The organism is Kitasatospora sp. NPDC056651 (assembly GCF_042792155.1).
GTDB lineage: Bacteria > Actinomycetota > Actinomycetes > Streptomycetales > Streptomycetaceae > Kitasatospora.
This window is the reverse complement of the sequence record NZ_JBHTWX010000002.1, coordinates 181,425-204,447: the sequence shown is the minus strand read 5'-3', so window position 1 is coordinate 204,447 and position 23,023 is coordinate 181,425. Positions and strand designations below refer to the sequence as shown.

22 protein-coding genes are annotated in these 23,023 nt (G+C 74.9%); 10 read left to right on the top strand and 12 right to left on the bottom strand.

Annotation, left to right across the window (positions count from 1 at the left end):
* Positions 1-86: 86 nt before the first annotated feature.
* Entirely contained in the window at positions 87-572 is a 486-nt protein-coding gene (locus ACFRAR_RS02555; RefSeq protein WP_380693882.1) for a universal stress protein, read from the bottom strand.
* A gap of 352 nt (positions 573-924) precedes the next feature.
* Between ACFRAR_RS02555 and ACFRAR_RS02550 the strand changes: the two genes are divergently transcribed.
* From ACFRAR_RS02550 to ACFRAR_RS02540, 3 genes are all read left to right on the top strand, one after another.
* The gene (locus tag ACFRAR_RS02550; RefSeq protein WP_380693880.1) at positions 925-1,110 is read left to right on the top strand and encodes a hypothetical protein; all 186 of its coding nucleotides are present in this window, start codon (positions 925-927) and stop codon (positions 1,108-1,110) included.
* Positions 1,111-1,244: 134 nt separating this feature from the next.
* Entirely contained in the window at positions 1,245-2,630 is a 1,386-nt protein-coding gene (gene lysA, locus ACFRAR_RS02545; protein ID WP_380693878.1) for a diaminopimelate decarboxylase, read from the top strand.
* A gap of 122 nt (positions 2,631-2,752) precedes the next feature.
* On the top strand, positions 2,753-3,544 hold the full coding sequence (locus ACFRAR_RS02540; protein ID WP_380693875.1) for a DUF2785 domain-containing protein: 792 nt from the start codon (positions 2,753-2,755) through the stop codon (positions 3,542-3,544).
* 105 nt (positions 3,545-3,649) lie between these two features.
* Here the strand turns inward: ACFRAR_RS02540 and ACFRAR_RS02535 are convergent, their stop codons facing one another.
* Positions 3,650-4,456: a DeoR/GlpR family DNA-binding transcription regulator gene (locus ACFRAR_RS02535; protein ID WP_380693873.1), complete on the bottom strand. Its 807-nt coding sequence runs from the start codon at positions 4,454-4,456 to the stop codon at positions 3,650-3,652.
* A gap of 104 nt (positions 4,457-4,560) precedes the next feature.
* On the opposite strand from ACFRAR_RS02535, the gene galT reads away from it, so the two are divergent.
* Together galT and galK are read left to right on the top strand one after the other, a co-directional pair.
* Entirely contained in the window at positions 4,561-5,685 is a 1,125-nt protein-coding gene (galT, locus tag ACFRAR_RS02530) for a galactose-1-phosphate uridylyltransferase (RefSeq protein WP_380693870.1), read from the top strand.
* Positions 5,682-6,812: a galactokinase gene (gene galK / locus ACFRAR_RS02525; RefSeq protein WP_380693867.1), complete on the top strand. Its 1,131-nt coding sequence runs from the start codon at positions 5,682-5,684 to the stop codon at positions 6,810-6,812. Before galT ends, galK begins: the two co-directional genes overlap by 4 nt.
* 22 nt (positions 6,813-6,834) lie before the next feature.
* On the opposite strand, the gene ACFRAR_RS02520 is transcribed toward galK, so the two are convergent.
* The gene (locus ACFRAR_RS02520; RefSeq protein ID WP_380693865.1) at positions 6,835-7,497 is read right to left on the bottom strand and encodes an NADPH-dependent F420 reductase; all 663 of its coding nucleotides are present in this window, start codon (positions 7,495-7,497) and stop codon (positions 6,835-6,837) included.
* Between the two features lie 187 nt (positions 7,498-7,684).
* On the opposite strand from ACFRAR_RS02520, the gene ACFRAR_RS02515 reads away from it, so the two are divergent.
* Positions 7,685-8,473, top strand: a complete 789-nt coding sequence (locus ACFRAR_RS02515) for an SDR family NAD(P)-dependent oxidoreductase (protein WP_380693863.1) — start codon at positions 7,685-7,687, stop codon at positions 8,471-8,473.
* Between the two features lie 104 nt (positions 8,474-8,577).
* Positions 8,578-9,414, top strand: coding sequence for a helix-turn-helix domain-containing protein (locus ACFRAR_RS02510; protein ID WP_380693861.1), 837 nt, complete (start codon positions 8,578-8,580; stop codon positions 9,412-9,414).
* Positions 9,415-9,492: 78 nt separating this feature from the next.
* Here ACFRAR_RS02510 and ACFRAR_RS02505 read toward each other — a convergent pair whose 3' ends face one another.
* From ACFRAR_RS02505 to ACFRAR_RS02480, 6 genes are all read right to left on the bottom strand, one after another.
* Positions 9,493-11,106 carry a hypothetical protein gene (locus ACFRAR_RS02505; RefSeq protein ID WP_380693859.1) on the bottom strand — a complete coding sequence of 538 codons (1,614 nt, stop codon included), beginning with the start codon at positions 11,104-11,106 and terminating at the stop codon, positions 9,493-9,495.
* Positions 11,107-11,468: 362 nt separating this feature from the next.
* Positions 11,469-12,089, bottom strand: a complete 621-nt coding sequence (locus ACFRAR_RS02500) for an L-threonylcarbamoyladenylate synthase (protein ID WP_380693856.1) — start codon at positions 12,087-12,089, stop codon at positions 11,469-11,471.
* A gap of 10 nt (positions 12,090-12,099) precedes the next feature.
* Complete coding sequence (locus tag ACFRAR_RS02495; RefSeq protein ID WP_380693854.1) at positions 12,100-12,231, bottom strand: hypothetical protein; 132 nt, start codon at positions 12,229-12,231, stop codon at positions 12,100-12,102.
* A gap of 79 nt (positions 12,232-12,310) precedes the next feature.
* Positions 12,311-13,498, bottom strand: coding sequence for an MFS transporter (locus ACFRAR_RS02490; RefSeq protein ID WP_380693851.1), 1,188 nt, complete (start codon positions 13,496-13,498; stop codon positions 12,311-12,313).
* A gap of 75 nt (positions 13,499-13,573) precedes the next feature.
* Entirely contained in the window at positions 13,574-14,053 is a 480-nt protein-coding gene (locus ACFRAR_RS02485) for an RrF2 family transcriptional regulator (RefSeq protein ID WP_380693849.1), read from the bottom strand.
* A 117-nt stretch (positions 14,054-14,170) separates the two neighbouring features.
* Complete coding sequence (locus tag ACFRAR_RS02480; protein WP_380693847.1) at positions 14,171-14,593, bottom strand: Fur family transcriptional regulator; 423 nt, start codon at positions 14,591-14,593, stop codon at positions 14,171-14,173.
* Between the two features lie 213 nt (positions 14,594-14,806).
* Between ACFRAR_RS02480 and katG the strand changes: the two genes are divergently transcribed.
* A complete protein-coding gene (gene katG / locus ACFRAR_RS02475) occupies positions 14,807-17,023 on the top strand; it encodes a catalase/peroxidase HPI (RefSeq protein ID WP_380693845.1) in 2,217 nt (738 codons plus the stop codon).
* A gap of 75 nt (positions 17,024-17,098) precedes the next feature.
* On the opposite strand, the gene ACFRAR_RS02470 is transcribed toward katG, so the two are convergent.
* On the bottom strand, positions 17,099-17,788 hold the full coding sequence (locus tag ACFRAR_RS02470) for a response regulator (protein WP_380693843.1): 690 nt from the start codon (positions 17,786-17,788) through the stop codon (positions 17,099-17,101).
* On the bottom strand, positions 17,788-19,026 hold the full coding sequence (locus ACFRAR_RS02465; RefSeq protein ID WP_380693897.1) for a sensor histidine kinase: 1,239 nt from the start codon (positions 19,024-19,026) through the stop codon (positions 17,788-17,790). Before ACFRAR_RS02465 ends, ACFRAR_RS02470 begins: the two co-directional genes overlap by 1 nt.
* A 233-nt stretch (positions 19,027-19,259) precedes the next feature.
* Between ACFRAR_RS02465 and ACFRAR_RS02460 the strand changes: the two genes are divergently transcribed.
* The gene (locus ACFRAR_RS02460; protein ID WP_380693841.1) at positions 19,260-19,949 is read left to right on the top strand and encodes an ABC transporter ATP-binding protein; all 690 of its coding nucleotides are present in this window, start codon (positions 19,260-19,262) and stop codon (positions 19,947-19,949) included.
* A complete protein-coding gene (locus tag ACFRAR_RS02455) occupies positions 19,946-22,399 on the top strand; it encodes an FtsX-like permease family protein (RefSeq protein ID WP_380693839.1) in 2,454 nt (817 codons plus the stop codon). Before ACFRAR_RS02460 ends, ACFRAR_RS02455 begins: the two co-directional genes overlap by 4 nt.
* Before the next feature lie 60 nt (positions 22,400-22,459).
* Here ACFRAR_RS02455 and ACFRAR_RS02450 read toward each other — a convergent pair whose 3' ends face one another.
* Positions 22,460-22,966, bottom strand: coding sequence for a histidine kinase (locus tag ACFRAR_RS02450; protein ID WP_380693837.1), 507 nt, complete (start codon positions 22,964-22,966; stop codon positions 22,460-22,462).
* Positions 22,967-23,023 lie beyond the last annotated feature (57 nt).

Below are 23,023 nucleotides of genomic sequence, written 5' to 3'. Positions count from 1 at the left end.
GGCGGCGGGTCACGCAGGTGGGCGCTGGCGGGTGGGGCCTCGCCGGCGAAGAGGTGCATCGCCGGCGGGCAGCGGCCGGACAGTGCCTAACGCGCGAGCAGGGGCAGTGGCGCGCCGGTCCGGGCCGGGAGTTCGAGGCGGGTGAGGAGCGCCGAGGGCGAGACCTCGACCACCCGGCAGCCGGCCCGGTGGCGGCAGTGGCGGGCGACCGAGCCGTGCCGCAGCCGGTCCAGCCGGCGGCGGGTGGCGGCGCCGAGGACGAGCAGGTCCTCCGGTCCGGTGACGGCGCCGACCAGCGCGGGGCCGGGTTCGGAGTTGACCACCAGGGGGTGGATGACCAGGTCGGACGGGTAGCCGCCGTAGGCCTGCTCGAAGGCGACGTCGAGGCGCCGGCGGGCGGCGTGCTCCAGTTCGGCGAGCGGGCGCAGGCCGTCCCGCTCGTTCACGGCCCAGGCGGCGACGGGCACCAGCACCGCCTGGTTGCGGGCCGCCTCACCGACGGCGTGGTAGAGGGCGGCCAGACTGCTCAGTGATCCGCTCAGGCCGACGATCACTCGGGTGGTCCCGGTCATGCCCGTTCGCCTCCGTCTCTCCGGTGGAACTCTCCGTCGAGTCCTGCCGGTTCGGAACTCCTTGCTTCGGATGACTCCAGTGAACCGCGGAACCGGTCCGTCCGTACGGCCGCTGACGCCACCATGACGCAGGTCTCACGGATCTTGACGGACCTCTGGCGGTGGCGGCCGGACGGCCGGGCGTCGCGACTCCGGCGGCCCGGCCGCCACCGCCGGGCGACCGGCTGTCAGGAGGGCGTCAAGGAGAGGGGTCCCGGCGTACGCCCTGCGTCAAGGAGGGGTGCGGTCGGTGTGCGGAGGGTCTCCACTGGAGGAGTCCGGCCGCACCGGCCGGCTCTCGAAGGGACCTGCCATGACCACCGCCACCGCCGTCATCGACGTCGACCAGCCGCTGGAGCGGACGGTCCGCCTCGCGCCCGTCACCGTGCGCCAGGACCGCCCCGAGCCGCCGGATCCGTCCTCGGCGGCCGACCGCGACCGCACCCGCACCCGCACCCGCCCGGCGCACTGCCGGTTCGCGCTGCACTACGAGGACTGACCCGCGAGGACCGACCCGCGAGGACTGACCCGCGAGGACCGACCCGCGAGGACCGACCTGCGAGGACCGACCCGCGAGGACCGACCTGCGAGGACCGACCCGCCGCCCCACGCCCCGCCCCAGGAGGAGCCGCCATGACCCAGCTCAGCGCCCCGCCCGTCCCCACGGCCCCCACCGTCCCCGCTTCCACCACCACGACCACCCCCGCCCCCGCCGACGCGCTCGGCGCCCCCTGGCCGGCCTCGGCGCGGCCCGGCCGGGGACCCACCGACCCGCTGGTCGGCGGAGTGGGGCTGGCCGAGGCCGCCGAGCGGTTCGGCACCCCGCTGTACGTGCTGGACGAGGCCGAGGTGCGGGCCCGTGCCCGGGCCTACCGGCGGGCGCTGCCGCACGCCGAGGTGCTGTACGCGGCCAAGGCGTTCCTGTGCAGCGCGATGGCCGAGTGGGTGGAGAGCGAGGGCCTGGGGCTGGACGTGTGCTCGTCGGGCGAGCTGTGGCTGGCGGTCTCGGCGGGCTTCCCGGCGCAGCGGATCCTGCTGCACGGCAACGCGAAGTCCCCGGAGGAGCTGCGGCTGGCGCGGCGGCTGCGGGTGGGGCGGATCGTCATCGACGGGCCGGCCGAGATCGCCAGGCTGGCCGCGCTGGTGGCGGCCGACACCCCGCAGCGGGTGCTGGTCCGGGTGGTCCCGGGGATCTCGGCCGGGCACCACCCGGCGGTGCGGACCGGGGTCGGCGGGCAGAAGTTCGGCTTCCCGATCGAGGGCGGTGACGCGGCGGACGCCATCGCCCGGGTGCTCGATCAGCCGGGTCTCGAACTGGCGGGCCTGCACTGCCACGTGGGCTCGCAGATCACCTCGGTCGAGCCCTATCTGCTCGCGGTGGACGCGCTGGTGCGGCTGCTCGAAGCGGTGCGGGAGCGGCACGGCGTGGAGCTGCCGGAGCTGGACCTCGGCGGCGGGCACGGCATCCGCTACCTGCCCGGGGACGACGAGCTGGACCTCGCCGACTTCGCGGTACGGGTGACCGACCGGTTGGCGGCGCGCTGCGCCGAGGCCGAGTTGGAGGTGCCCCGGCTGGTGGTGGAACCGGGCCGGGCGATCGCCGGGCCGGCCGCGGTGGCGGTGTACCGGGTGCTGTCGGTGAAGCACACGGCGGACGGCCGCGGCTTCGTCGCGGTGGACGGCGGGATGAGCGACAACCCGCGCCCGGCCCTGTACGGATCGCCGTACGCGGTGCGGCTGGTCGGCCGCCGCTCGGAGGCGGGCGAGGCGCGGGTGGACGTGGTCGGCCGCCACTGCGAGGCCGGGGACGTGCTGGTCCGGGACGCCGCCCTGCCCGCCGACCTGCGGCCGGGCGACCTGCTGGCGATGCCGGCGGCCGGCGCGTACCAGCTGTCCATGGCGTCCGGCTACAACCTGGTCGGCCGCCCGGCGGTGGTGGCGGTGCGGGACGGCCGGGCGCGGCTGTTGATCCGGCGGGAGACGGTGGAGGACTTCCGGCTGAGGGAGGTCGGCCGCTGAGGGAGGCCGGCGGCTGAGGACGGATGCGGGGGCGGGCGAGGGCGGCGGGCGAGGGCCGGGCACAGGACGGGCGGCGAAAAAGCAGGTGAGAGGGCTTGCAGGCCTTCGATAGGGTCCCGCCCGTGACGAACTGGCGTGAGATCTACGAGACCGACTGCGCGCTCCCCGAAGGCCGCGGCCTGGACGACCTGGTCGCGGAACTGGCGGTGGCCCTGGGGGATCCGGACCCGGAGATCAGGGACGGCTATCCGTACGCGATCCTGGACGCCTGGATCCGGAGCGGGGTGATCGACGGCGAACGGCGCCTGGCGCTCGGCGACCTGATGGCGGAGCGCTTCACCGATCCGCGGATCGAGGCCAGGACGTTCGCCCCGCTCGTCCTGACGATGATCGTGGGCCAGGGCGACCTGCGGCCCGAGTGGCTCGACGCGTTCGCCGCCTGGTACCGCTCGGAGACCGACCTGCGCGGCCGCGACGACACGCTCGGCTGGCTGCACGCGGTGGCGCACGGCGCGGACCTGCTGGGGGCCCTCGGCCGGCGCCCCGGGGTCGACCCCGAACCGCTGCTCACGCTCGCCGCCGAGCGCCTGCTCGCCCCGACCGGCCACCTGTTCGCCGAGCGGGAGGACAACCGGCTCGCCCGGGCCCTCGCCCTCGTCCTCACCCGCCCGGACCTGACGCCGGAGCGGTCGACCGCCTGGCTGTCGACGATCGGCGAGGCCTTCGCCGGGCAGGAGCGCGGGCCGATGCCGGTCTGGGCCTCCAACACCGTCCGCACCCTGTTCGCCCTGTACGTCCTGGCGGACCTCGGGGTGCCCGCGGAGCGCGGCGGCCACCCGGTCCCGCTCGCTCACGGTGCCGCGGTCAAGGCGAGGCTGGCCGAGGTGTTCCAGCCGGTGTTCCCGTACGCCTGAGAGTCCGGGCGGACGGCGTGGCGCGTCGGCCCGGCCGACTTCCCACGCCTGACGACGGGCGGCTCCGGGCGACCGACGTCTGGAGCCGACGCCCGGACGTGTCTCTCAGACGGCCGCCGCCACGATCAGCTCGCCGACCAGTTCGGCCGCCGCCGTCCGCTGCTCGGCGGGCAGGGCCGCGTCGGTGACCAGGACGTCCAGCTGGTCGAGGGCGGCGAAGGAGGCCAGGCCGACCGCGTCCCACTTGGTGTGGTCGGCCACCACGACCACCCGGCGGGCGGAGCGGAGGAAGGCGCGGTTGGTCTCCGCCTCGGCCAGGTTCGGGGTGGTCAGCCCGGCCTCGGGGGAGAGGCCGTGGCAGCCCAGGATCAGCAGGTTGACGTGCAGTGAGCGGATCGCCTGGTCGGCGACCGGCCCGACCAGCGCGTCCGAGGGGGTCCGGACGCCGCCGGTGCGGATCACCGTGGCGGTGGACGGCGTGCCGTCCTCGGCGGGCTGTTCGAGCAGGTCGGCGATCCGCAGCGAGTTGGTCACCACGGTGAGGCCCTCGACCGCGCGCAGCTGCCGGGCGACCGCGAAGGTGGTCGTTCCGCCGGACAGCCCGACCGCCGAACCGGGCGGTACGAGTGCCGCGGCGGCCCGGGCGATCGCCTCCTTGGCGGGCTGCTCCCACCGCGCCTTGGCCTCGAATCCGGGTTCACCGGTGGCCGGCGCGTCGACCCGCACCGCTCCGCCGTGCACCTTGTGGACCAGGCCGCGCCGCGCCAGCGCGTCCAGGTCGCGGCGGACCGTCATGTCGGAGACCCCGAGGTCGCGGACCAGCTCGGTGACCCGGACCCCGCCGCGGCCCCGGACCTGCTCCAGGATCAGCACACGGCGCTGTTCGGCGAGGGGGTGGGCGCTGTCAGCCATCGGAAGGCCTCCTTGGACCACTTCTGGTGAGCGGTTCTGATGGATATTGTTGGAGAGTGTAGCTTTCTGTTTGATTCCAATGGCTTCACTCGGAGGAAAAGGCCATGCCCGGGACGTCCCTGACCCATACCGGCACCGTCAGGACCGCGACCACCCTCGCGGACGGCCGGCAGCTGATCTACTACGACAGCGGCGCCGCCGCCCCCCGCGACGCCGTGGACGAGCGGCCGCTCGACCCCCAGGCCCCCGGCTCGCAGGTCCGGCTGGACCCGGCCACCGGCGACTGGGTCACCATCGCCGCCCACCGCCAGGCGCGCACCTACCAGCCGCCGGCCGAGGAGTGCCCGCTCTGCCCGTCCAGGGACGGGCGGCTCAGCGAGATCCCGGCCGAGGACTACCAGGTGGCCGTCTTCGAGAACCGCTTCCCCTCGCTGGCCGGAACGCCCGGCGAGCCCGCGAGCGAGGCCGGCGGCCTGGGGACCGGCGGCCTGTGGACCGCCGGCCCCGGCGTCGGGCGCTGCGAGGTGGTCTGCTTCACCGCCGACCACGACGCGTCCTTCGCCGACCTCACCCCCGAGCGCGCCCGGCTCGTCCTGGACGCCTGGACCGACCGCACCGCCGAACTCTCCACGCTGCCCGGCGTCCGGCAGGTCTACTGCTTCGAGAACCGGGGCGCCGAGATCGGCGTCACCCTCGCCCACCCGCACGGCCAGATCTACGCCCTGCCCTTCACCACCCCGCGCACCGCCCGGATGGCCGCCCGCGCCGCCGAGCACCGGGCCGCCACCGGCCGCAACCTCTTCGACGACCTGCTCGCCGCCGAACGCGCCCACGGCGAACGCGTCGTCCTCGCCGGGGAGCACTGGACGGCCTTCGTCCCCTTCGCCGCCCGCTGGCCGTACGAGGTGCACCTCTACCCGCACCGCCGGGTGCCCGACCTGACCGCCCTGGACGCCGGGCAACGGGACGAATTCCCCGCCCTCTACCTGGAGTTGCTGCGCCGCTTCGACCGGCTCTTCGGCACCGGCCGCACCCCGTACATCTCCGCCTGGCACCAGGCTCCGGCCGGGCAGGGCGCCGAACTCGCCCTGCACCTGGAGCTGTTCACCATCCGCCGCACCGCCGACAAGCTCAAGTACCTCGCCGGGGTGGAGTCCGGGATGGACGCCTTCGTCAACGACGTCACCCCCGAGGACGCGGCCCGCCGGCTGCGGGAGGCAGCCGCATGAGGACGTTCGAGCAGCTGTACGGCCGTCCCGCCGAGGGGGAGTGGGCCGCCCCCGGCCGGGTGAACCTGATCGGCGAACACACCGACTACAACCTGGGGTTCGTCCTCCCGATCGCGCTGCCGCAGGCCGTCCGGGCCCAGGCGGCCCGCCGGACGGACGGGCGGCTGCGGCTCTGGTCCGCCCAGGGTGGCGGGCCGGTCGTCGACCTCGCGCTCGACGACCTCGCCCCGGGCTCGGCGCCCGGCTGGACCGGCTACCCGGCGGGCGTGGTGTGGGCGCTGCGCGAGGCCGGACACCCGGTCGGCGGGGCGGACCTCCGGCTGGACAGTGACGTGCCCGGCGGCGCCGGGCTCTCCTCCTCCGCCGCACTGGAGTGCGCGGTCGCCGCCGCGTTCAACGACCTGTACGGGCTGGGGATCCCGGCGCCGGAACTGGCGGTGCTGGCGCAGCGGGCCGAGAACGCCTTCGTCGGCGTGCCCTGCGGGATCATGGACCAGATGGCGTCCATGTGCTGCCGTCCGGGTGCCGCGCTGTTCCTGGACAGCCGCGATCTGACGGCACGTCAGGTGCCGGTGGACCTCGCCGGAGCGGGCCTCGCGCTGCTGGTCCTGGACACCCGGGTGAAGCACGACCTCGGGGACGGCGCCTACGCCGCGCTGCGGGCCGGCTGCGAACGGGCGGCCGCGCTGCTCGGGCTGCCCGCGCTGCGCTCGCTCCAGCCCTCCGGGCTGGCCGACGCGCTCGGCCGACTCCCCTCGGAACTGGTTCCGTTGGTGCGCCACGTGGTCACCGAGAACGCCCGGGTGGAGGACGCCGTCGCCCGTCTGGACGCCGGCGACCTCGCCGCACTCGGCCCGATCCTCACCGCGGGACACGCCTCGCTGCGCGACGACTACCGGGTCTCCTGCCCGGAGACCGACCTCGCCGTCGAAGCGGCCCTGGCGGCCGGCGCCCACGGCGCGCGGATGACCGGCGGCGGCTTCGGCGGCTCGGTCATCGCCCTGGTGGACGCGGCGGCGGCCGGGCACGTCGCGGCCGAGGCCACCGCCGCGTTCCGCGCGGCCGGCTACGCCGAGCCGCGCACCCTCACCGCCGTCCCGGCGGAGGGGGCGCGCAGGCTCGGGTGACGCCCGGCGCGTGAGTGACGCCTTACGCCCGGTGGGCGGCCGGGCGCTCCGGGGAGGCCTCCGCGAGCGCCCGGGTGACCGCCTCGACGCCGGCGCGCAGCCCGTACACCGGGGTGGCCGGCTGCTGGCGCCAGGACTCGTCGATCCCGCCCGCGTCCACGGTGTCGAAGCCCAACTCGTCGGCCAGGGCCCGGACCACCCGCTTGGCCGCCTCGTCGTCCGAGGCCACCGGCACGGCGAGCCGCTCCGGGTCGCCCGCCGGAAGCGGGCGCTCCAGCAGGTCCTGGGCGTAGGTGCCGTTGAACACCTTCACCACCCGGTGCCCCAGGTGCTGCTCCGTCCAACGGCTCTCCGTCAGCCCGCCGTCCTCGATCGCGTCGATCCGGCCGTCGCGCTCCTTCGGGTAGTAGTTGCCGGTGTCGATCACGGCGACGCCCTCGGCGGCGCCGTCCAGCAGCCCGGCGGGCAGGTCCGGCACGTTCTTCAGCGGCACCGTCACCACCACGACCTGCGCGCCGCTCGCGGCCTCGGCCGCCGTCACCGCCTTCGCTCCGGTCTCCTCGGCCAGTTCCTTGAGCGTCTCCGGACCGCGGGAGTTGGCCACCGCCACCTCGTGGCCCAGCGCCGTCAGCCGCCGCGTCAGGTTGCCGCCGATGTTGCCCGCGCCGATGATGCCGATCTTCATGGGAAGTCCCTCTTCGCGAGTGCTGTGTTCGGACCGTCGTCTTGGCCCAACCAGCCGTCGGCTGCTCCGATTCCCGGTGCGGAGGGTGGTTTTCCCGGACCCTGGTTCTCCCGGACCCAGGTTCTCCCGGACCCAGGGTCGGGGCGGGCCTGGTGCCGCCCCGGCGTCCGCCGCGAGGGTGGACGCCATGAACCACACTTCCTCTTCCGCCATCTCCTTCGCCGACTCCACCGTCCTCGTCACCGGCGGCACCAGCGGCATGGGCCTCGCCACCGCCCGGCACCTCCTCGCCACCGGCGCCCGGGTCGTCATCACCGGCCGCGACGAAGCCCGGCTCGCCCGCGCCGCCGCGCTGCTCGACGCCGGTGACCGGCTGCTCCCCGTCCGCGCCGACGCCTCCGTACCGGCGGACCTCGCCCGGCTGGCCGACACCGTGGGCGAGCGGTACGGCCGGCTCGACGGCGTCTTCGCCAACGCGGGCGTGGCGGGCTTCCACCCGGTGGGGGAGGTCACCGAGGGTGAGTTCGACCGGATCGTCGCCACCAACCTCAAGGGCGTGTTCTTCACCGTCCAGCACGCCCTGCCGCTGCTGGACGCGGCCGGCGGCGGCTCGGTCGTCCTCAACGCCTCCTGGACCCCGCACCGCGGCATGCCCGGCGCCGCCGTCTACGCCGCCAGCAAGTCCGCCGTCCTCAGCCTCGCCCGCACCCTCGCCGCCGAACTGGCCGGGCGCGGCATCCGGGTCAACTCGGTCAGCCCCGGCTACATCGTGACGGAGATGTTCCACGCCGCCGTCCCGGACCCGGCCGACCACGAGCCGATCAGCCGCCACGTCCCGCTCGGCCGGCTGGGCACGGCCGAGGACGTCGCGGAGACGGTCGCCTTCCTGCTCTCCGGGCGCTCCTCGTACATCACCGGGCAGGACGTCGTGATCGACGGCGGCCTCGTCCCGGGCTTCCCGTCCCCGGTCGGCTGAGTCGGTCCTGCCTCCGTCCCCGGTCGGCTGAGTCGGCCCCGCCTCCGTGCCTGGCCCTGACAGGACCAGGCACGGAGGCCCCCGTCCGGGTGAGAATCCGTACCGTGAACCCGAGCAGCGCCCTGAGCGAATTCCTCCGCACCCGCCGCGCCCGCCTGCGCCCCGAGGACGTCGACCTTCCCGACTACGGCGGCCGACGCCGGGTCGCCGGGCTGCGCCGGGAGGAACTCGCCCACCTCGCGGGCGTCAGCGTCGACTACTACACCCGCCTGGAACAGGGCCGGGTCGGCAACCCCTCCGACGCCGTCCTCGGCGCCGTCGCCCGCGCCCTGCGCCTGGCCCCCGACGAGTCCGGCCACCTGCACCGTCTCGCCCGGCCCGCGGCCCGCCCCCGTCGCACCGCCGCCCGGCAGCGCCCGCGCCCCTCCCTGCTGCACCTGCTGGAGCAGCTCCGGGACACCCCGGCCGTGGTGATGGGCCACCGGATGGACGTCCTGGCCTGGAACCACGCCGCCGTCGCACTGTTCGGCGACTACGGCGCCCTGCCCGCCGAGGACCGCAACATCGCCCGGATCACCTTCCTCGACCCGGCCTCCCGCGAGCTCTACGCCGACTGGCCCGCCTGCGCCCGGGAGAACGTCGCCTTCCTCCACCTGGAGGCCGGCCGCCGCCCGGACGACCCGCTGCTCGCCGAACTGGTCGGCCGGCTCTGCCTGGGCAGCGAGGAGTTCCACCGCATGTGGGCCGAACACCCGGTCGCCGACAAGACCTCCGGACGCAAGTCCTTCCACCATCCCCTGGCCGGCACCCTCGACCTCGCCTACGACACCCTCCGCCCGGCCGACGACCCCGGCCAGGCCCTGGTCACCTACACCGCCGACCCGGGCTCGCCCTCGGAGGACGGCCTGCGGCTGCTGCTGTCCTGGGCGGCCTCGGGGTGACGTTCCCGTGGGCCCGTACGGCCGACGGGGCGGTGCTCCGTCATGGAACACCGCCCCGTCCTCAGGCCTGCCGGTGGGTCAGTACGACTCGTAGTAGCCGACCAGGTCGACGATGAAGTCGACGTCCTGCCAGCCCTGGTTCCAGATGTCGATGATGCCGCCCTTGCCGCCCGCGGTCTGCGCGACGCCCGCGACGGTCTGGCCGACCGTCCAGTTGAGCGTCGAGGAGACGGGGCGCTGCGGCACGGTCGGGGTGCCGTTCTGGTAGTCGGACCAGAAGTTGGGGTCGGGGCTGACCGAGAGGAAGCCCGGGCCGCTGGTGTTGGTGACGGTGGTGTTCAGCACCCACCCGTCGACGTGGGGCTCGTGGGTGTCGGCCTCGTGCCGCATCGCGAAGAAGCTGCGGGCGGCCAGCGGGGCGGCCTTGCGGCCCCAGCTGTCCTTGCGGCTGTCCAGGAGCCGGAGCGCCGAGTAGCCGGGGACGTAGGCGGCGCGGCTGTCGGGGGTGAAGTAGCCGACGACGTCGAGCACCACGTCGGCCGGCTTCCAACTGCCGTTGCGGATGGAGATCTTGCCGTCCGCGCCGACCGGGACGATCGCCGCGTTGGCGACGGTCTGGCCGGCGGTGAAGTTCAGGGTGGAGGTGCTCGGCGCCGCCTGCCCGGTCGGGTAGGCGATCAGGTGGCCGGCGTCCTGCGGGCCGGTGACCGTCAGGGTGACCGCCACGGCGGTGGCGTTGTTCGGCACGCCGTTGCGGCCGGCGACGGCGACGTCGAAGCTGCTCAGCCCGGGGGCCTGGCCCCTGGGCGCCCCGAGGCCCTCGCGGGTGTCGACGGCGCGCACCTGCGGCACCGCCTTGTAGCCGCTGGCGGTGGTGGGGGTGAAGTAGCCGGTGACGTCGGCGAGCAGGTCCACCGGCTGCCAGCCGGCGTTGAACAGGTAGACGTAGCCGTCCTTGACCCCCGAGATCACCATGTTCGGGACGGTCTGGCCGGCGGCGTAGTTGAGGCTGGACGTGTCCGTGCTCTCGGCCAGGTCCTTGAGGGCCGCCGTCGAGATGTGCCCGTCCGCCGTGGCGTTGGTGACGGTGACGTTGAGCACCACCGCCGAGACATTGGCCGGCACCTGGGCGGCGCCCGCGACCTTCAGGGCCACGGTGCCGCGGGCGGGGACCTTGGTCAGCGGAGCGCCGATGCCCGCGCGGGTGTCCAGCAGCCGGGTCGGCGTGTGCGGGGTGAACTCGGCGCCCCCGGTCACGATCTGGACCGAGTTGGAGGCCTCCTGGCCGAGCGTGGTGTCCTTGATCGTGACCTTGACGTCGTAGGTGCCGACCGCGGCGTACCGGTGCTTGTTGGTGCGCGAGTCGTAGCTGGAGCCGGTGAGGTCGACGGTGTAGGTGTCCGACTGTCCGTCGCCCCAGGCGATGGTGACGTCGATCGCGGAGCTGCCGTAGGCGGAGGCGTAGGTCCGCAGTTCGAGGCCGTGCGCGTCGCCGGCCCAGGCCTGCAGACTGATGAAGGGGCTCCACGTGCTCGGCGTGCTCTGCGTGCTCGGTGCGCTCTGCGCCGGTGCCGCCTGCCCGGTCGGCGCGGCGGCCTTCCGCCCGTCGGCCTTCGGCGAGACGACCGTCCGCTCGGCGGGGCTGCTGAACGTCTTGCCCGCCAGCTTCCGCACCGCGTCAGCCTCGTTCACGGCGGCCCCGTTCGCGGCGGGTGCCCCCTGAGCCGGCGCCCCCTGGGCCGGCGCCCCCTTCGCGGGAGGCGCCGAGGGCCCCGCCGCCTGGGCGATCCCGGGCGTGATGCCCACACCGGCCGCCACCAGGGCAGCAAGAACCACAACTCGGCGATTACGCACCGATTCCCCCCACAGATGTGTCGCTGTCGAACGCTTGTGTACTTTTCGCGCGCATGATCAGCGTACAGGTCGTGCAAGGAGAGCCAGGCATCAATTAACGGCGCCTGTACGGTGCCTGTACGGCGGTAGGACGACGCCCGTACGGCGGTCGGACCCGGGCGCCCCGGGCCCGTCGGGGCCGTCGTGGAGCGCCCGGCCCGTCACTCGAACCGGCTCGGGTCCCCTGCCCCGCGCCGGACGATCTCCGGCTCGCCGCCCGAGAAGTCGACGACCGTCGTCGGTACGGTCCCGCAGTCGCCGGAGTCCACCACGGCGTCCAGCACGTGGTCGAGGCGCTCCTTGATCTCCCACCCCTGGGTCATCGGCTCGTCCTCGCCGGGGAGGATCAGGGTGCTGGAGACCAGCGGCTCACCGAGTTCGGTGAGCAGCGCCCTGGTGACGGTGTGGTCGGGGATCCGGACGCCCACCGTCTTCTTCTTCGGGTGCATCAGGCGGCGGGGGACCTCCTTGGTGGCGGGGAGGATGAAGGTGTAGCCGCCCGGTGTCGCCGCCTTGACGGCGCGGAAGACGTTGTTGTCGAGCTGGACGAACTGGCCCAGCTGGGCGAAGTCCACGCACATCAGGGTGAAGTGGTGGCGGTCGTCGAGACGCCGGATCGTCCGGATGCGGTCCAGGCCGTCGCGGTTGTCCAGGCGGCAGCCCAGGGCGAAACAGGAGTCGGTGGGGTACGCGATGAGGGCGCCGGAGCGGAGGCTGTCGGCCACCGTGCCGATGGTGCGCGGCTGGGGGGACTCTGGATGCACGTCGAAGTACTTCGCCATTCGGCCGACCCTACGGGATGCCGGCCGCCGATCGGCGCAGCGACCACGGCTCGCGTCCGGTCGGCGGAGCGCCACCCGGGCGGAGCGCCACCTCCGCGCGCTCGGAGACGGACAGCCCGGCGGTGGAGAGCGCCACGGGCACCGGGTTCCTCCTCGGGGCGGCCACCGACGGGGGCGGCGGGCGTGCCGGTGCCCGCCACCGCGAGCGCGGCGACCGGCGTTCAGCGGCGGACGCTCCACCGCAGGAACAGCAGCGCCGCCGCCGCGATCGCCGCGCCGAGCCCGTACACCACGGCCGCGCCGGAATCCAGGGTGGCGCCGCCGAGCACCGTTCCGAGCCCGATCCCGGCGTAGATGGCCGAGGAGTTGAGCGAGACGACCAGCGGCGCCTCCTGGGGCGCGGCCGCGATCAGCCGGTGCTGCTGCGGCGGCGTCTGGCACCAGCTGCCCGCACCCCACAGCAGCACCAGCGGCCCGACCGTCGGGACGGCCCCCGTACGGGCGGCCGCCAGCCAGGCCAGGGCGCCGAGCGCCGCCGCCAGCACGGCGTAACCGGCGGTCAGGACGGCCGGGGAGCCCCAGCGGTCGGTCGCCCACCCGGCGGCGAGGTTGCCGATCACGGCGCCGAGACCGTAGAGGAAGAGCACCGGCGGCACCGAGCCCTCGCCGACCCCGACGGCGTCCAGCACCGGCACGCTGTACGCGTAGGCGGTGTAGCTCGCCCCCATGCCGAGGACGGTCAGCGGCAGCACCGTGAGCACCGCCGGGCGCCGCAGCACGGCGAGGCGGGTGCGCAGCGGGACCCGCGCGTTCCCCGCCACTCGTGGCATGACCGCGCGCAGCACGGCGGCGACCAGCAGGCAGAGCCCGGCGACCAGGCCCAGCGCGGCGCGCCAGCCGAGCCAGTGGCTCGCGGCGTTCCCGAGCGGTACGCCGAGCGCCGTCGCGACGGTCAGTCCGCCGATCACCACCGCCAGGGCGCGGGCCCGCAGTTCGGGGCGGACCAGCGCGGCGCTGACCGCACCGGCGTTGGGGGTGTAGGCGGCCGCGCCCGCGGCCGCGAGGACGCGCGAGGCGAGCAGCGCGGCCATGTCCGGGGCGAGGGCCGAGCCGAGGTTGGCCAGGCCGAGGGTGGTGAGCGCGGCGACCAGCAAAGTCCGGCGGGGCAGCCGGGCCAGCAGGGTGGCGAGTGCGGGGGAGAGCAGGGCGTAGGCGGCGGCGAAGACGGTGATCGACTGGCCGGCCGTGGCGGGGGAGACGCGCAGGTCCCCGGCCATCGAGGGCAGGAAGCCCGCGACCACGAAGGCGTCCGTGCCGACCGCGAACGTGCCCAGCGCCAGGACGAGGGTGGCGGACAGCCCGCCGGCGGTCCGGGCCGGCGGTGCGCCGGAAATCAGGACATTGGACATCCAGGTTCACCTCGGAAGTCGACGAAGGGGCCGCGGGGCCGCGACGGCGAGCCTCCGCGAAGGGGGGAGGGAGGTTCAGCCGGCCGTCCGGGCGTAGTGCCGCCGGGTGCGTTCGGCCGCCCCGGCGGGTGCCGCGGCCATCAGGTCGGCCACCGTCTGCCCGGCCAGCTCGCGCCGCCAGGCAAGCTCGGCCTTGCGCATCGCGGTGGCCACCCCGCACGGGTGCCGGAAGTCGTCTCCGGCGGCGGCCGCCCCCTCCGTGCGCTGCCGGATCTCGGTGCAGCGGAAGAGGTCGTCGGGGCCCTCGATGGCCGCGACCACGTCCATCAGGGTGATCAGCTCGGGCGGTCGGCCCAGTCGGAAGCCGCCCCTGGCGCCGGGGGTCGAGCTCAGGATGCCGGCCCGGACGAGCGCCTGGAGGCGTTTGGTCAGATAGGCGGGCGGCAGGTCGAACCAGGCCGCCAGCCGCGCCGTCGGCACCGGCTGCCCGTCATCCAGCCAGGCCAGCGTGAGGCAGCAGTGCAGGCCCCACTCGACTCCCTCGCCCATCCGCATAACCAGGACACTACACATCCTGGTTCTGTCGCGGAAGGCCGGAGCGGCGGACGGCGGGCCGGACCGGCCACGCCGCCCAGGCCGCCCGGGCCCGCCCGGTCGGCCCGCGCAGCCCGGTCAGCCCGAGCAGCCCGCGCAGTCCGGGCACAGCCCCCGGTAGGTGACCTCCGCCTGCGAGACCGCGAAGCCGAAGCGCTGCTCGGCCGGGAGGGCGGCCAGCGGGTCGCCGAGCGGGTGGACGTCGCGGATGGCACCGCAGCCGGTGCAGATCAGGTGCTGGTGGGGGCGGTGCGCGTTCGGGTCGTAACGCTTGGCGCGCCCGTCGGTGGAGACCTCGATAACCTCGCCCAGGGTGACCAGTTCGCCGAGCGTGTTGTAGACGGTCGCCCGGGAGATCTCCGGCAGGCGCTCGGCGGCCCGGGCGTGCACCTCGTCGGCGGTCAGGTGCACGTGCTCGCCGTCCAGGACCTCGGCCACGACACGCCGCTGGGAGGTGAGGCGCCAGCCGCGCCCGCGCAGCCGCTCCAGCAGGTCACTCATATCGGTTCACCTATTCAGGTCAAGGGGAGGACCGGAGTTTACCAATGCACTTCCGGTGCCTTCCGGTTCCCGATCGGATATGGGTTTGGTGTCATTCTTGACTTGGATTCCGTCCATCGTAGGATCGGCTCCGGCGCTAGCCTGGAGGGAAACAGCAGTTGCCCCAGGTAGCAGAGAAGACACCGTGATCCGCCTTGTGAGGGAAGGATTCCCATGTCTGACATCCACGATGCAACCGGCGTAGAGGCGAACGCGGAGGGCTGCCCGGTGATCCACGGGCGGGCGCCGCACCCGACCCAGGGCGGCGGGAACCGCCAGTGGTGGCCGGAGCGGCTCAACCTGAAGATCCTCGCGAAGAACCCCGCCGTGGCCAACCCGCTCGGTGCGGACTTCGACTACGCCGAAGCCTTCGAGGCCCTGGACCTGCCCGCCGTGAAGCGGGACATCCAGGAGGCCCTCTCCACCTCGCACGACTGGTGGCCGGCCGACTTCGGTTACTACGGTCCGTTCATCATCCGGATGGCCTGGCACAGTGCCGGCACCTACCGGATCAGCGACGGCCGCGGCGGTGCCGGCGGCGGCCAGCAGCGCTTCGCCCCGCTGAACAGCTGGCCGGACAACGCCAGCCTGGACAAGGCCCGCCGCCTGCTCTGGCCGGTGAAGAAGAAGTACGGGCGCGCCCTGTCCTGGGCCGACCTGATCATCCTGTCCGGCAACGTGGCCCTGGAGGGCATGGGCTTCGAGACCTTCGGCTTCGGCGGCGGCCGGGTCGACGAGTGGGAGCCGGACGAGGACGTCTACTGGGGCCCGGAGCACACCTGGCTCGGCGACGAGCGCTACACCGGCGACCGCGAGCTGGAGAACCCGCTGGCCGCCGTCCAGATGGGCCTGATCTACGTCAACCCCGAGGGCCCCAACGGCAACCCGGACCCGATCGCCGCCGCCCGCGACATCCGCGAGACCTTCTACCGGATGGCGATGAACGACGAGGAGACCGTCGCGCTGATCGCCGGCGGCCACACCTTCGGCAAGACCCACGGCGCCGGCCCGGCGGACAACGTCGGCCCGGACCCGGAGGCCGCTCCGATGGAGCAGCAGGGCCTCGGCTGGAAGAGCACCTTCCGCACCGGGGTCGGCGCCGACGCGATCACCAGTGGCATCGAGGTCATCTGGACGGCGACCCCGACCACCTGGGACAACAGCTTCTTCGAGACGCTGTTCGGCTACGAGTGGGAGCTCACCAAGAGCCCGGCCGGCGCCCACCAGTGGAAGCCCAAGGACGGCGCCGGCGAGGGCACCGTCCCGGACCCGTTCGACCCGGACAAGCGGCACGCCCCGGCGATGCTCACCACCGACCTGTCGCTGCGCTTCGACCCGGTCTACGCGCCGATCTCCCGGCGCTTCCTGGAGAACCCGGAGGAGTTCGCCGACGCCTTCGCCCGCGCCTGGTTCAAGCTGACCCACCGCGACATGGGCCCGGTGGTCCGCTACCTCGGCCCGGAGGTCCCGAGCGAGCACCTGCTCTGGCAGGACCCGCTGCCGCAGGCCGGCCACCAGCAGGTGGGCGCGGCCGAGGTCGCCGACCTCAAGCGCCGGATCACCGCCACCGGTCTGTCCGTCTCCGAGCTGGTCTCCGCCGCCTGGGCGTCCGCCTCCTCCTTCCGCTCCAGCGACAAGCGCGGCGGCGCCAACGGCGGCCGCGTCCGGCTCCAGCCGCAGATCGGCTGGGAGGTCAACGAGCCCGACAAGCTGGCCACCGTGCTGCGGGCCCTGGAGGGCGTGCAGCAGGAGTTCAACGCCCAGGCCGGCGACCGGCAGGTCTCGCTCGCGGACCTGGTGGTGCTGGCCGGCGGCGTCGGCGTCGAGCAGGCGGCCAAGGCGGCCGGCCTCGCCGTCGAGGTGCCGTTCGCGCCCGGCCGGGTGGACGCGACCCAGGAGCTGACCGACACCGAGTCCTTCGCCGCGCTGGAGCCCAAGGCGGACGGCTTCCGCAACTGGGTCGGCAAGGGCAACCGGCTCCCGGCCGAGTACCTGCTGCTCGACAAGGCCAACCTGCTGGGCGTCAGCGCGCCCGAACTGACCGTGCTGGTCGGCGGCCTGCGCGTGCTGGGCGCCAACCACGGCGGGTCCGCCCACGGTGTGTTCACCGAGACCCCCGGTGTGCTGACGAACGACTACTTCGTCAACCTGCTGGACCTGGACACCAGTTGGAAGGCCACCTCGGAGGACGCGCACACCTTCGAGGGCCGGGACGCCGCGGGCCGGGTGAAGTGGACCGGCACCCGCGCCGACCTGGTGTTCGGCTCCAACGCCGAACTGCGGGCCGTCGCCGAGGTGTACGCGGCCGACGACGCCAAGGAGAAGTTCGTCGAGGACTTCGTCGGGGCCTGGGTCAAGGTCATGAACGCGGACCGCTTCGACCTCGCCTGATCGCGGCCGGTCCGGCGGGAGCCCGGGTGGTCGACCGACCGCCCGGGCTCCCTGCCGTCCCCGTGAGGTCCACGCCTACCGGTGTTCCGCCGAGCCCACGCTGACCAGCCCGGTCTCGTACGCCGCGACCACCACCTGGGCCCGGTCCCGCAGGCCCAGCTTGCCGAGGATACGGGCCACGTGCGTCTTCACCGTCGCCTCGGACAGCCCGAGCCGGGCGGCGAGTTCGGCGTTGCTGAGGCCGCGGGCGAGCAGTCCCATCACCTCCAGCTCGCGCGGGGTGAGCGTGCCCAGTTCGCGGTGCGGGGTGGCGGCGCCGGCCGGGTCGTCCGGGCGGGCGAAGCGCTCGACCAGGCGGCGGGTGATCGCCGGGGCGAGCAGCGCGTCCCCGGTGCGCACCAGCCGGACGGCGGCGGCCAGGTGTTCCGGGGTGACGTCCTTGAGCAGGAAGCCGCTGGCCCCGGCCGCCATCGCCGCGTAGACGTAGTGGTCGAGGTCGAAGGTGGTCAGCATGATGATCCGCGGCGGCTGCCGAGCGCCGTCGGCCAGGATCCGGCGGGCCGCCTCCAGCCCGTCCAGGCCGGGCATCCGGATGTCCATCAGCACCACGTCCGGCCGGCAGCGCCGGACGGCCGCGACGGCCTGCTCGCCGTCCTCGGCCTCGGCGACCACCTCGATGCCCTCCGACTCCAGGATCAGCCGGAACCCGGTGCGGACCAGGGCCTGGTCGTCGGCGACCACCACCCGCAGCGACTGCTCGCTCATCAACTCTCCAAGGGGACAAGGGCCGTGACGCGGTAGCCGCCGCGCGGCCGGCGGCCGGTGTGCAGGGTGCCGCCGTAGACGGCGAGGCGTTCGCGCAGGCCGAGCAGGCCGCGTCCGTCGCCGGTGGCGGCGGCGCCGGTGGGGCGGCCGCCGGTGTCGGTGACCTCGATCCGCAACCGGTCCGGGGCGTACTCGACGGTCACCTCCGCGGCGGCGCCGCCCGCGTGTTTGACGGTGTTGGTGAGCGCCTCCTGGACGACCCGGTACGCGGCCAGCTCGATCCCGGGCGGGACGGGCCGGCGCTCGCCGTGGACGGCCAGCTCGACCGGCAGTCCGGCCTGCCGGACGCCTTCGACCAGGGCGTCCAGGCGGTCGAGGCCGGGCTGCGGGCTGAGGCCGGCATCGGCGGCCGGGGCGTCGCCGGTCTCCGCGTCGATCGTCAACAGGCCCATCACCTGCCGCAGTTCGGTCATCGCCGCGCGCCCGCCCGCCTCCACCGCGGCCATCGCCGTGCGGGCCCGGTCCGGGGAGGTGTCCAGGATCTTGCGGGCGGCCCCGGCCTGGATCGTCATCATGCTCACGTTGTGGGTGACCACGTCGTGCAACTCCCGGGCGATGCGCGCCCGTTCGAGCTCCACCGCGCGCCGCAGCGCGGCCAGCTGCGCGCTTTCCAGGGCGGAGAGCCGCTCGCGGCCCTCGTCCACCCGGCGGCGCCACATCCGCAGCTCGTAGGCGACCGCGAACACCGGCACCAGGACCAGGACGGCCATCACCCCATTGGGGAAGTGCGGCAGCTTGGCCTCGGAGAACAGCAGCACCAGCGCGACGGTCGCGGCCGGCAGGCTCAGCAGCAGGGGCGTCGCGCGGCGCCCGTAGGCGGCGGCGCTGTACGCGGCGACGATCACCGCCACGCCCGCCGAGTAGGCGATGTCCTCGGACTGGTGCCGCACCAGCAGCGCGGCCGGCAGCACCGCCCACAGCACCGACAGCGGGTAGCGGCGGCGCAGCACCAGCGGCAGCGGGACGAGCGGCACGAGCAGCAGCAGGAGGCCGTGGCGGGCCGGGTGGCCCGGATTCTCCGCGATGGTCGCGTAGCGCCCGCTGGTGAGCGCGAGGAAGAGCGCCAGGGCCAGGTCGAAGGCCTGGCCGCGCCGGGTCGGCCGGGGCGGCGGCGCCCCGCCCGGACCGCCGGCCAGGCGGACCGCCGCGCGCAGCCGTCGCACCGTCGGATGGTTGATCACCGGGACATTGTGCTGGCCGGAGGCCCCGTGGGACAGCCCCACAGGTGGCGGGCGGCCGCTGCACCCGACGACTACATCGGAAGGATGACGGTGCGCCAGGGTCCGCCGGACGCGGTAGCGGGGTTGCCCCGGGCGACGGACGCGGGCGCGCGCCGCCCGTTCGTACCTTCGTCCTCGTCAGCAGGCCCCCTCTTTCGGGGCCCGGGCGGAAGACGGCGAGGAGCGGGGACATGAGCGGCGATCCGGTGATCGAGCTGAGCGGCGTGAGCCGCCACTACCAGGGCGCCCGGGCGGCGCTGGACAAGGTCACGCTGAGCGTGCGGGCGGGGGAGTCGGTGGCCGTGCTCGGCCCGTCCGGCAGCGGGAAGTCCACCCTGCTGAACCTGGTCGCCGGGCTGGACCGGCCGAGCGCCGGGACGGTCACGGTGGCCGGGGTGCGGGTGGACCGGCTGGGCGAGGCGGCCTCGGCCCGCTACCGGCGCGGCACGATCGGGATGGTGTTCCAGTTCTTCAACCTGCTGGACGACCTCACCGTGGCCGACAACGTGGTGCTGGCCGGCGAGCTGGCCGGCGTCCCGCGCGCCGAGGCCCGGCGCCGGGCGGCCGAACTGCTGGAGGCGCTCGGCATCGAGCGGCACACCCGCGCCCACCCGGGCCGGCTCTCCGGCGGCGAGCGCCAACGCGTGGCCGTGGCACGGGCGTTGATGAACCGGCCGACGCTGCTGCTGGCGGACGAGCCGACCGGTGCGCTGGACTCGGCCTCCGGCGAGGACGTCAAGGAGCTGTTCCGGGACCTGCACGAGGACGGGCAGACCGTCCTGATCGTCACCCACGACCTGGCGCTGGCCGAGGACTGCGCCACGCGCACGGTCCGGATGCGGGACGGCCGGATCGAGACGGACTCGGCGGTGGCGGCATGAGCGCGCTCGGCCGGGTCGTGCGGGCGGGGGTGCGCAGGCGCCGGACGCAGTCCGTCGCGGTCGGCCTGGCCGCGCTGGTGGCAACCACCTGCTCCGTCCTCGGCGGCTCGCTGCTGGTCGCCTCCCAGGCCCCCTTCGACCGGGCCTTCGACGGCCAGCGCGGCGCCCACCTCACCGCGCGCTTCGACGCCGCCGGGGTGAGCGCCGACCAGCTCGCCGCGACCGCCCACGCCCCCGGGGTGACGGCCGCGGCCGGGCCGTACCGGACCGTGACCGTCGACCCCGAGCCCGGTCCCGGCCTGGACCTGCCGCCCGGGGTGACGATGGCGCCGATGGCCGTCACCGGACGCGCCGAGGCCGCCCCGGGGATCGACAACGTCACCATGATCCAAGGAAGTTGGCCGCAGCGGCCGGGCGAGGTGGTGATCGAGGCCGGGTACGCCGACAAGCCCCGGGAACTCGGCGGCAGCCTGCGCCTGCCCGGCCTGCCGGGCGCCCCGGCCCTGAAGGTCGTCGGCTTCGCCCGTTCCGTCAGCCGGACCTCGGACGCCTGGGTGACCCCGGACGGCCTGGCCGCCCTCGCCGCGCCCGGCTCAGGCTCCGGCTCCGGCTTCAACTCCGGCTCCGGCACTGGCTCCGGCACTGGCTCCGGCCTCAACTCCGGCTCCGGCTCCGGCTACGAGATGCTCTACCGGTTCACGGACGCCGGCAGCGCCGCGGCGATGGCCGCCGACCGGGCCGCCGTCGTCGCCGCCGCTCCCGCCGGGGCGCTCACCGGCGCGCAGTCCTGGCTCACCGCCAAGCAGGGCTCGGACCGCAACACCGCGCTGTTCCTGCCCTTCATGGTGGCCTTCGGCCTGCTCGGCATGGCGATGTCGGTGCTGGTCGCGGGCAACGTGGTGGCCGGCGCGGTCGGCACCGCCACCCGGCGGATCGGCGTGCTCAAGGCGCTCGGCTGTACCCCCGCCCAGGTGGTGCGGGCGTACGTCGCCCAGGCGCTGGTCCCGGCCGGTGCCGGCACCCTGCTCGGGGTGGTCACCGGCAACCTGCTGACCGTCCCGGTGCTCGCCACCACCGGCTCGCTGTACGGCACCGACACCTTCGGCCTCGCCCCCTGGGTGGACGTCGCGGTGGCGGGCGGCACCCTGGCCGCCGTCGCGCCGGTCGCCTGGGCGGCGGCGGCCAGGGCCGGCCGGCTGCGTACGGTGGACGCGCTCGCCGTCGGCCGGACCGGAGGGGGCACCCGGCGGGACGCCTTCGCGGCCCGCGCCGCCGCGCTGGCCGTCCGGTTGCCGCTGCCCCGCCCGCTGAGCCTCGGCCTCGCCCAGCCCTTCGCCCGCCCGGCCCGGGCCGCCGGGATGTTCGCCGCGGTGCTGTTCGGCACGGCGGCGGCGGTCTTCGCGGTGGGCATGGGCGGGACGATGGGCTGGGTGCAGGAGGCGAAGTCGCACGCCGCCGGGGACGTGGTGGTGCACCCGGCGCGGCCGGCCGGCCCGCCCGGGGCCGCACCGATGGACCGGCCCGTCCCGGCGGACCGGGCCACCGTCACCGCCGCGCTGGACGCCCAGCCGGGCACCGCCCGGTACTTCGGCACCGGCACCGAGGACGTCACCGTCCCCGGCGTGGCGGGCAGCACCCTGGTGACGGCCTTCGACGGCGATTCCTCCTGGGCGGGCTACAAGCTGGTCTCCGGACGCTGGTACCAGGGCCCGGGCGAGGCCGTCGCCCCGGCCACCTTCCTGACCGAGGCCTCGGTCGCGCTCGGCGACCGGGTGACCTTCACGACCCACGGCCGGGCCGTCACCGTCCGGATCGTCGGCGAGGTCTTCGACCCGCACGTGCAGACCGACGAACTCTTCGTCGACGCCGTGAACTACCCGGCGGGGACGGCGCCGCGGCCGGACACCTGGACCGTCCGGCTGAAGCCCGGCACCGACCGCGCCGCCTACGCCGGGGCCCTCGACGGCGCCCTCGCCCCGGCGCGCATGACCGCCGACACCGGCGGGCCGCGCGGCTCCAGCGGCGGGATCGCCGCGCTGAACTCGCTCACCGCCACCCTGACCGCGCTGCTGCTCGTGGTCGCCGGGCTCGGGGTGTTCAACACCGTCGTCCTGGAGATCCGCGAGCGCGCCCGGGACACGGGCGTCACCAAGGCGCTCGGCATGACCCCGGCGCAGACCGTGGGCGTGGTCCTCGCCTCGGTGGTCCCGGCCGGGGCGGTCGGCGGCCTGGTCGGCCTGCCGCTGGGGCTGCTGCTGCACGGTCTGACGGTGCCCGCGATGGGCCGCAGCGCCGGGCTGAACTTTCCGGCCTCCGCGCTGGACGTGTTCGGCACCCCGGTGCTGGTCCTGCTCGCCCTCGGCGGGGTGCTGATCGCCCTGCTCGGCGCCCTGCTCCCGGCCGTACGGGCGGCGCGGGCGCGCACGGTCGACGCGCTGCGGGCGGAGTGAAGGCGGGCGGGTCGGGGTGCGGACACCCCGCCCCGCCCGCCCCGTCTGTCGCGCGTGCGGTCAGGAGCCCTGGTCCGTCGCCTCCTCCGCCTTCTTCTCGGCCGCCCGGACCTGTTCGGTGAAGGCGTGCTCGTCGATCCGCTCCACCGAGGCCCCGTGCCGGGCGGCCAGCTCGTCCGCCGGGTCGGGCGAGGCCTCCCTGACCTCCAGGGCGAGCAGCGCCCCGCCGTCCGGCACCCGCGGCGAGAGCACGATCAGTGCCGCGCCGGCCTCGCCCGCGAAGTGCTCCTCGGCCGCGTTGCCCAGCGCCGCGCCCGCCGCGAAGCCGAGGAACGCGCCCACCGGCCCGCCGAGCATCCCGACCAGGGCGCCCAGCAGCCCCGAGCCGACGGTAGCCACGCCCGCGCCCCGGCCGAAGGTGTCCTTCGCCTCCAGCAGGCCGTCGGCACTGCGCTCCAGGGCCGCCGCGAACCGCAGGCCGGGCAGGTGCTGCGCCTCGTCGAAGGCCGGGCGCCAGCCGTCGGCGTCGGGGAAGGTCAGCAGGACGACGTTGTGCTGGTCGCTCATCGCACTCCGATCGGGACGGGGGCGCTCGGGTCTCCATCCTCGCCTCCGGTGCCCGCC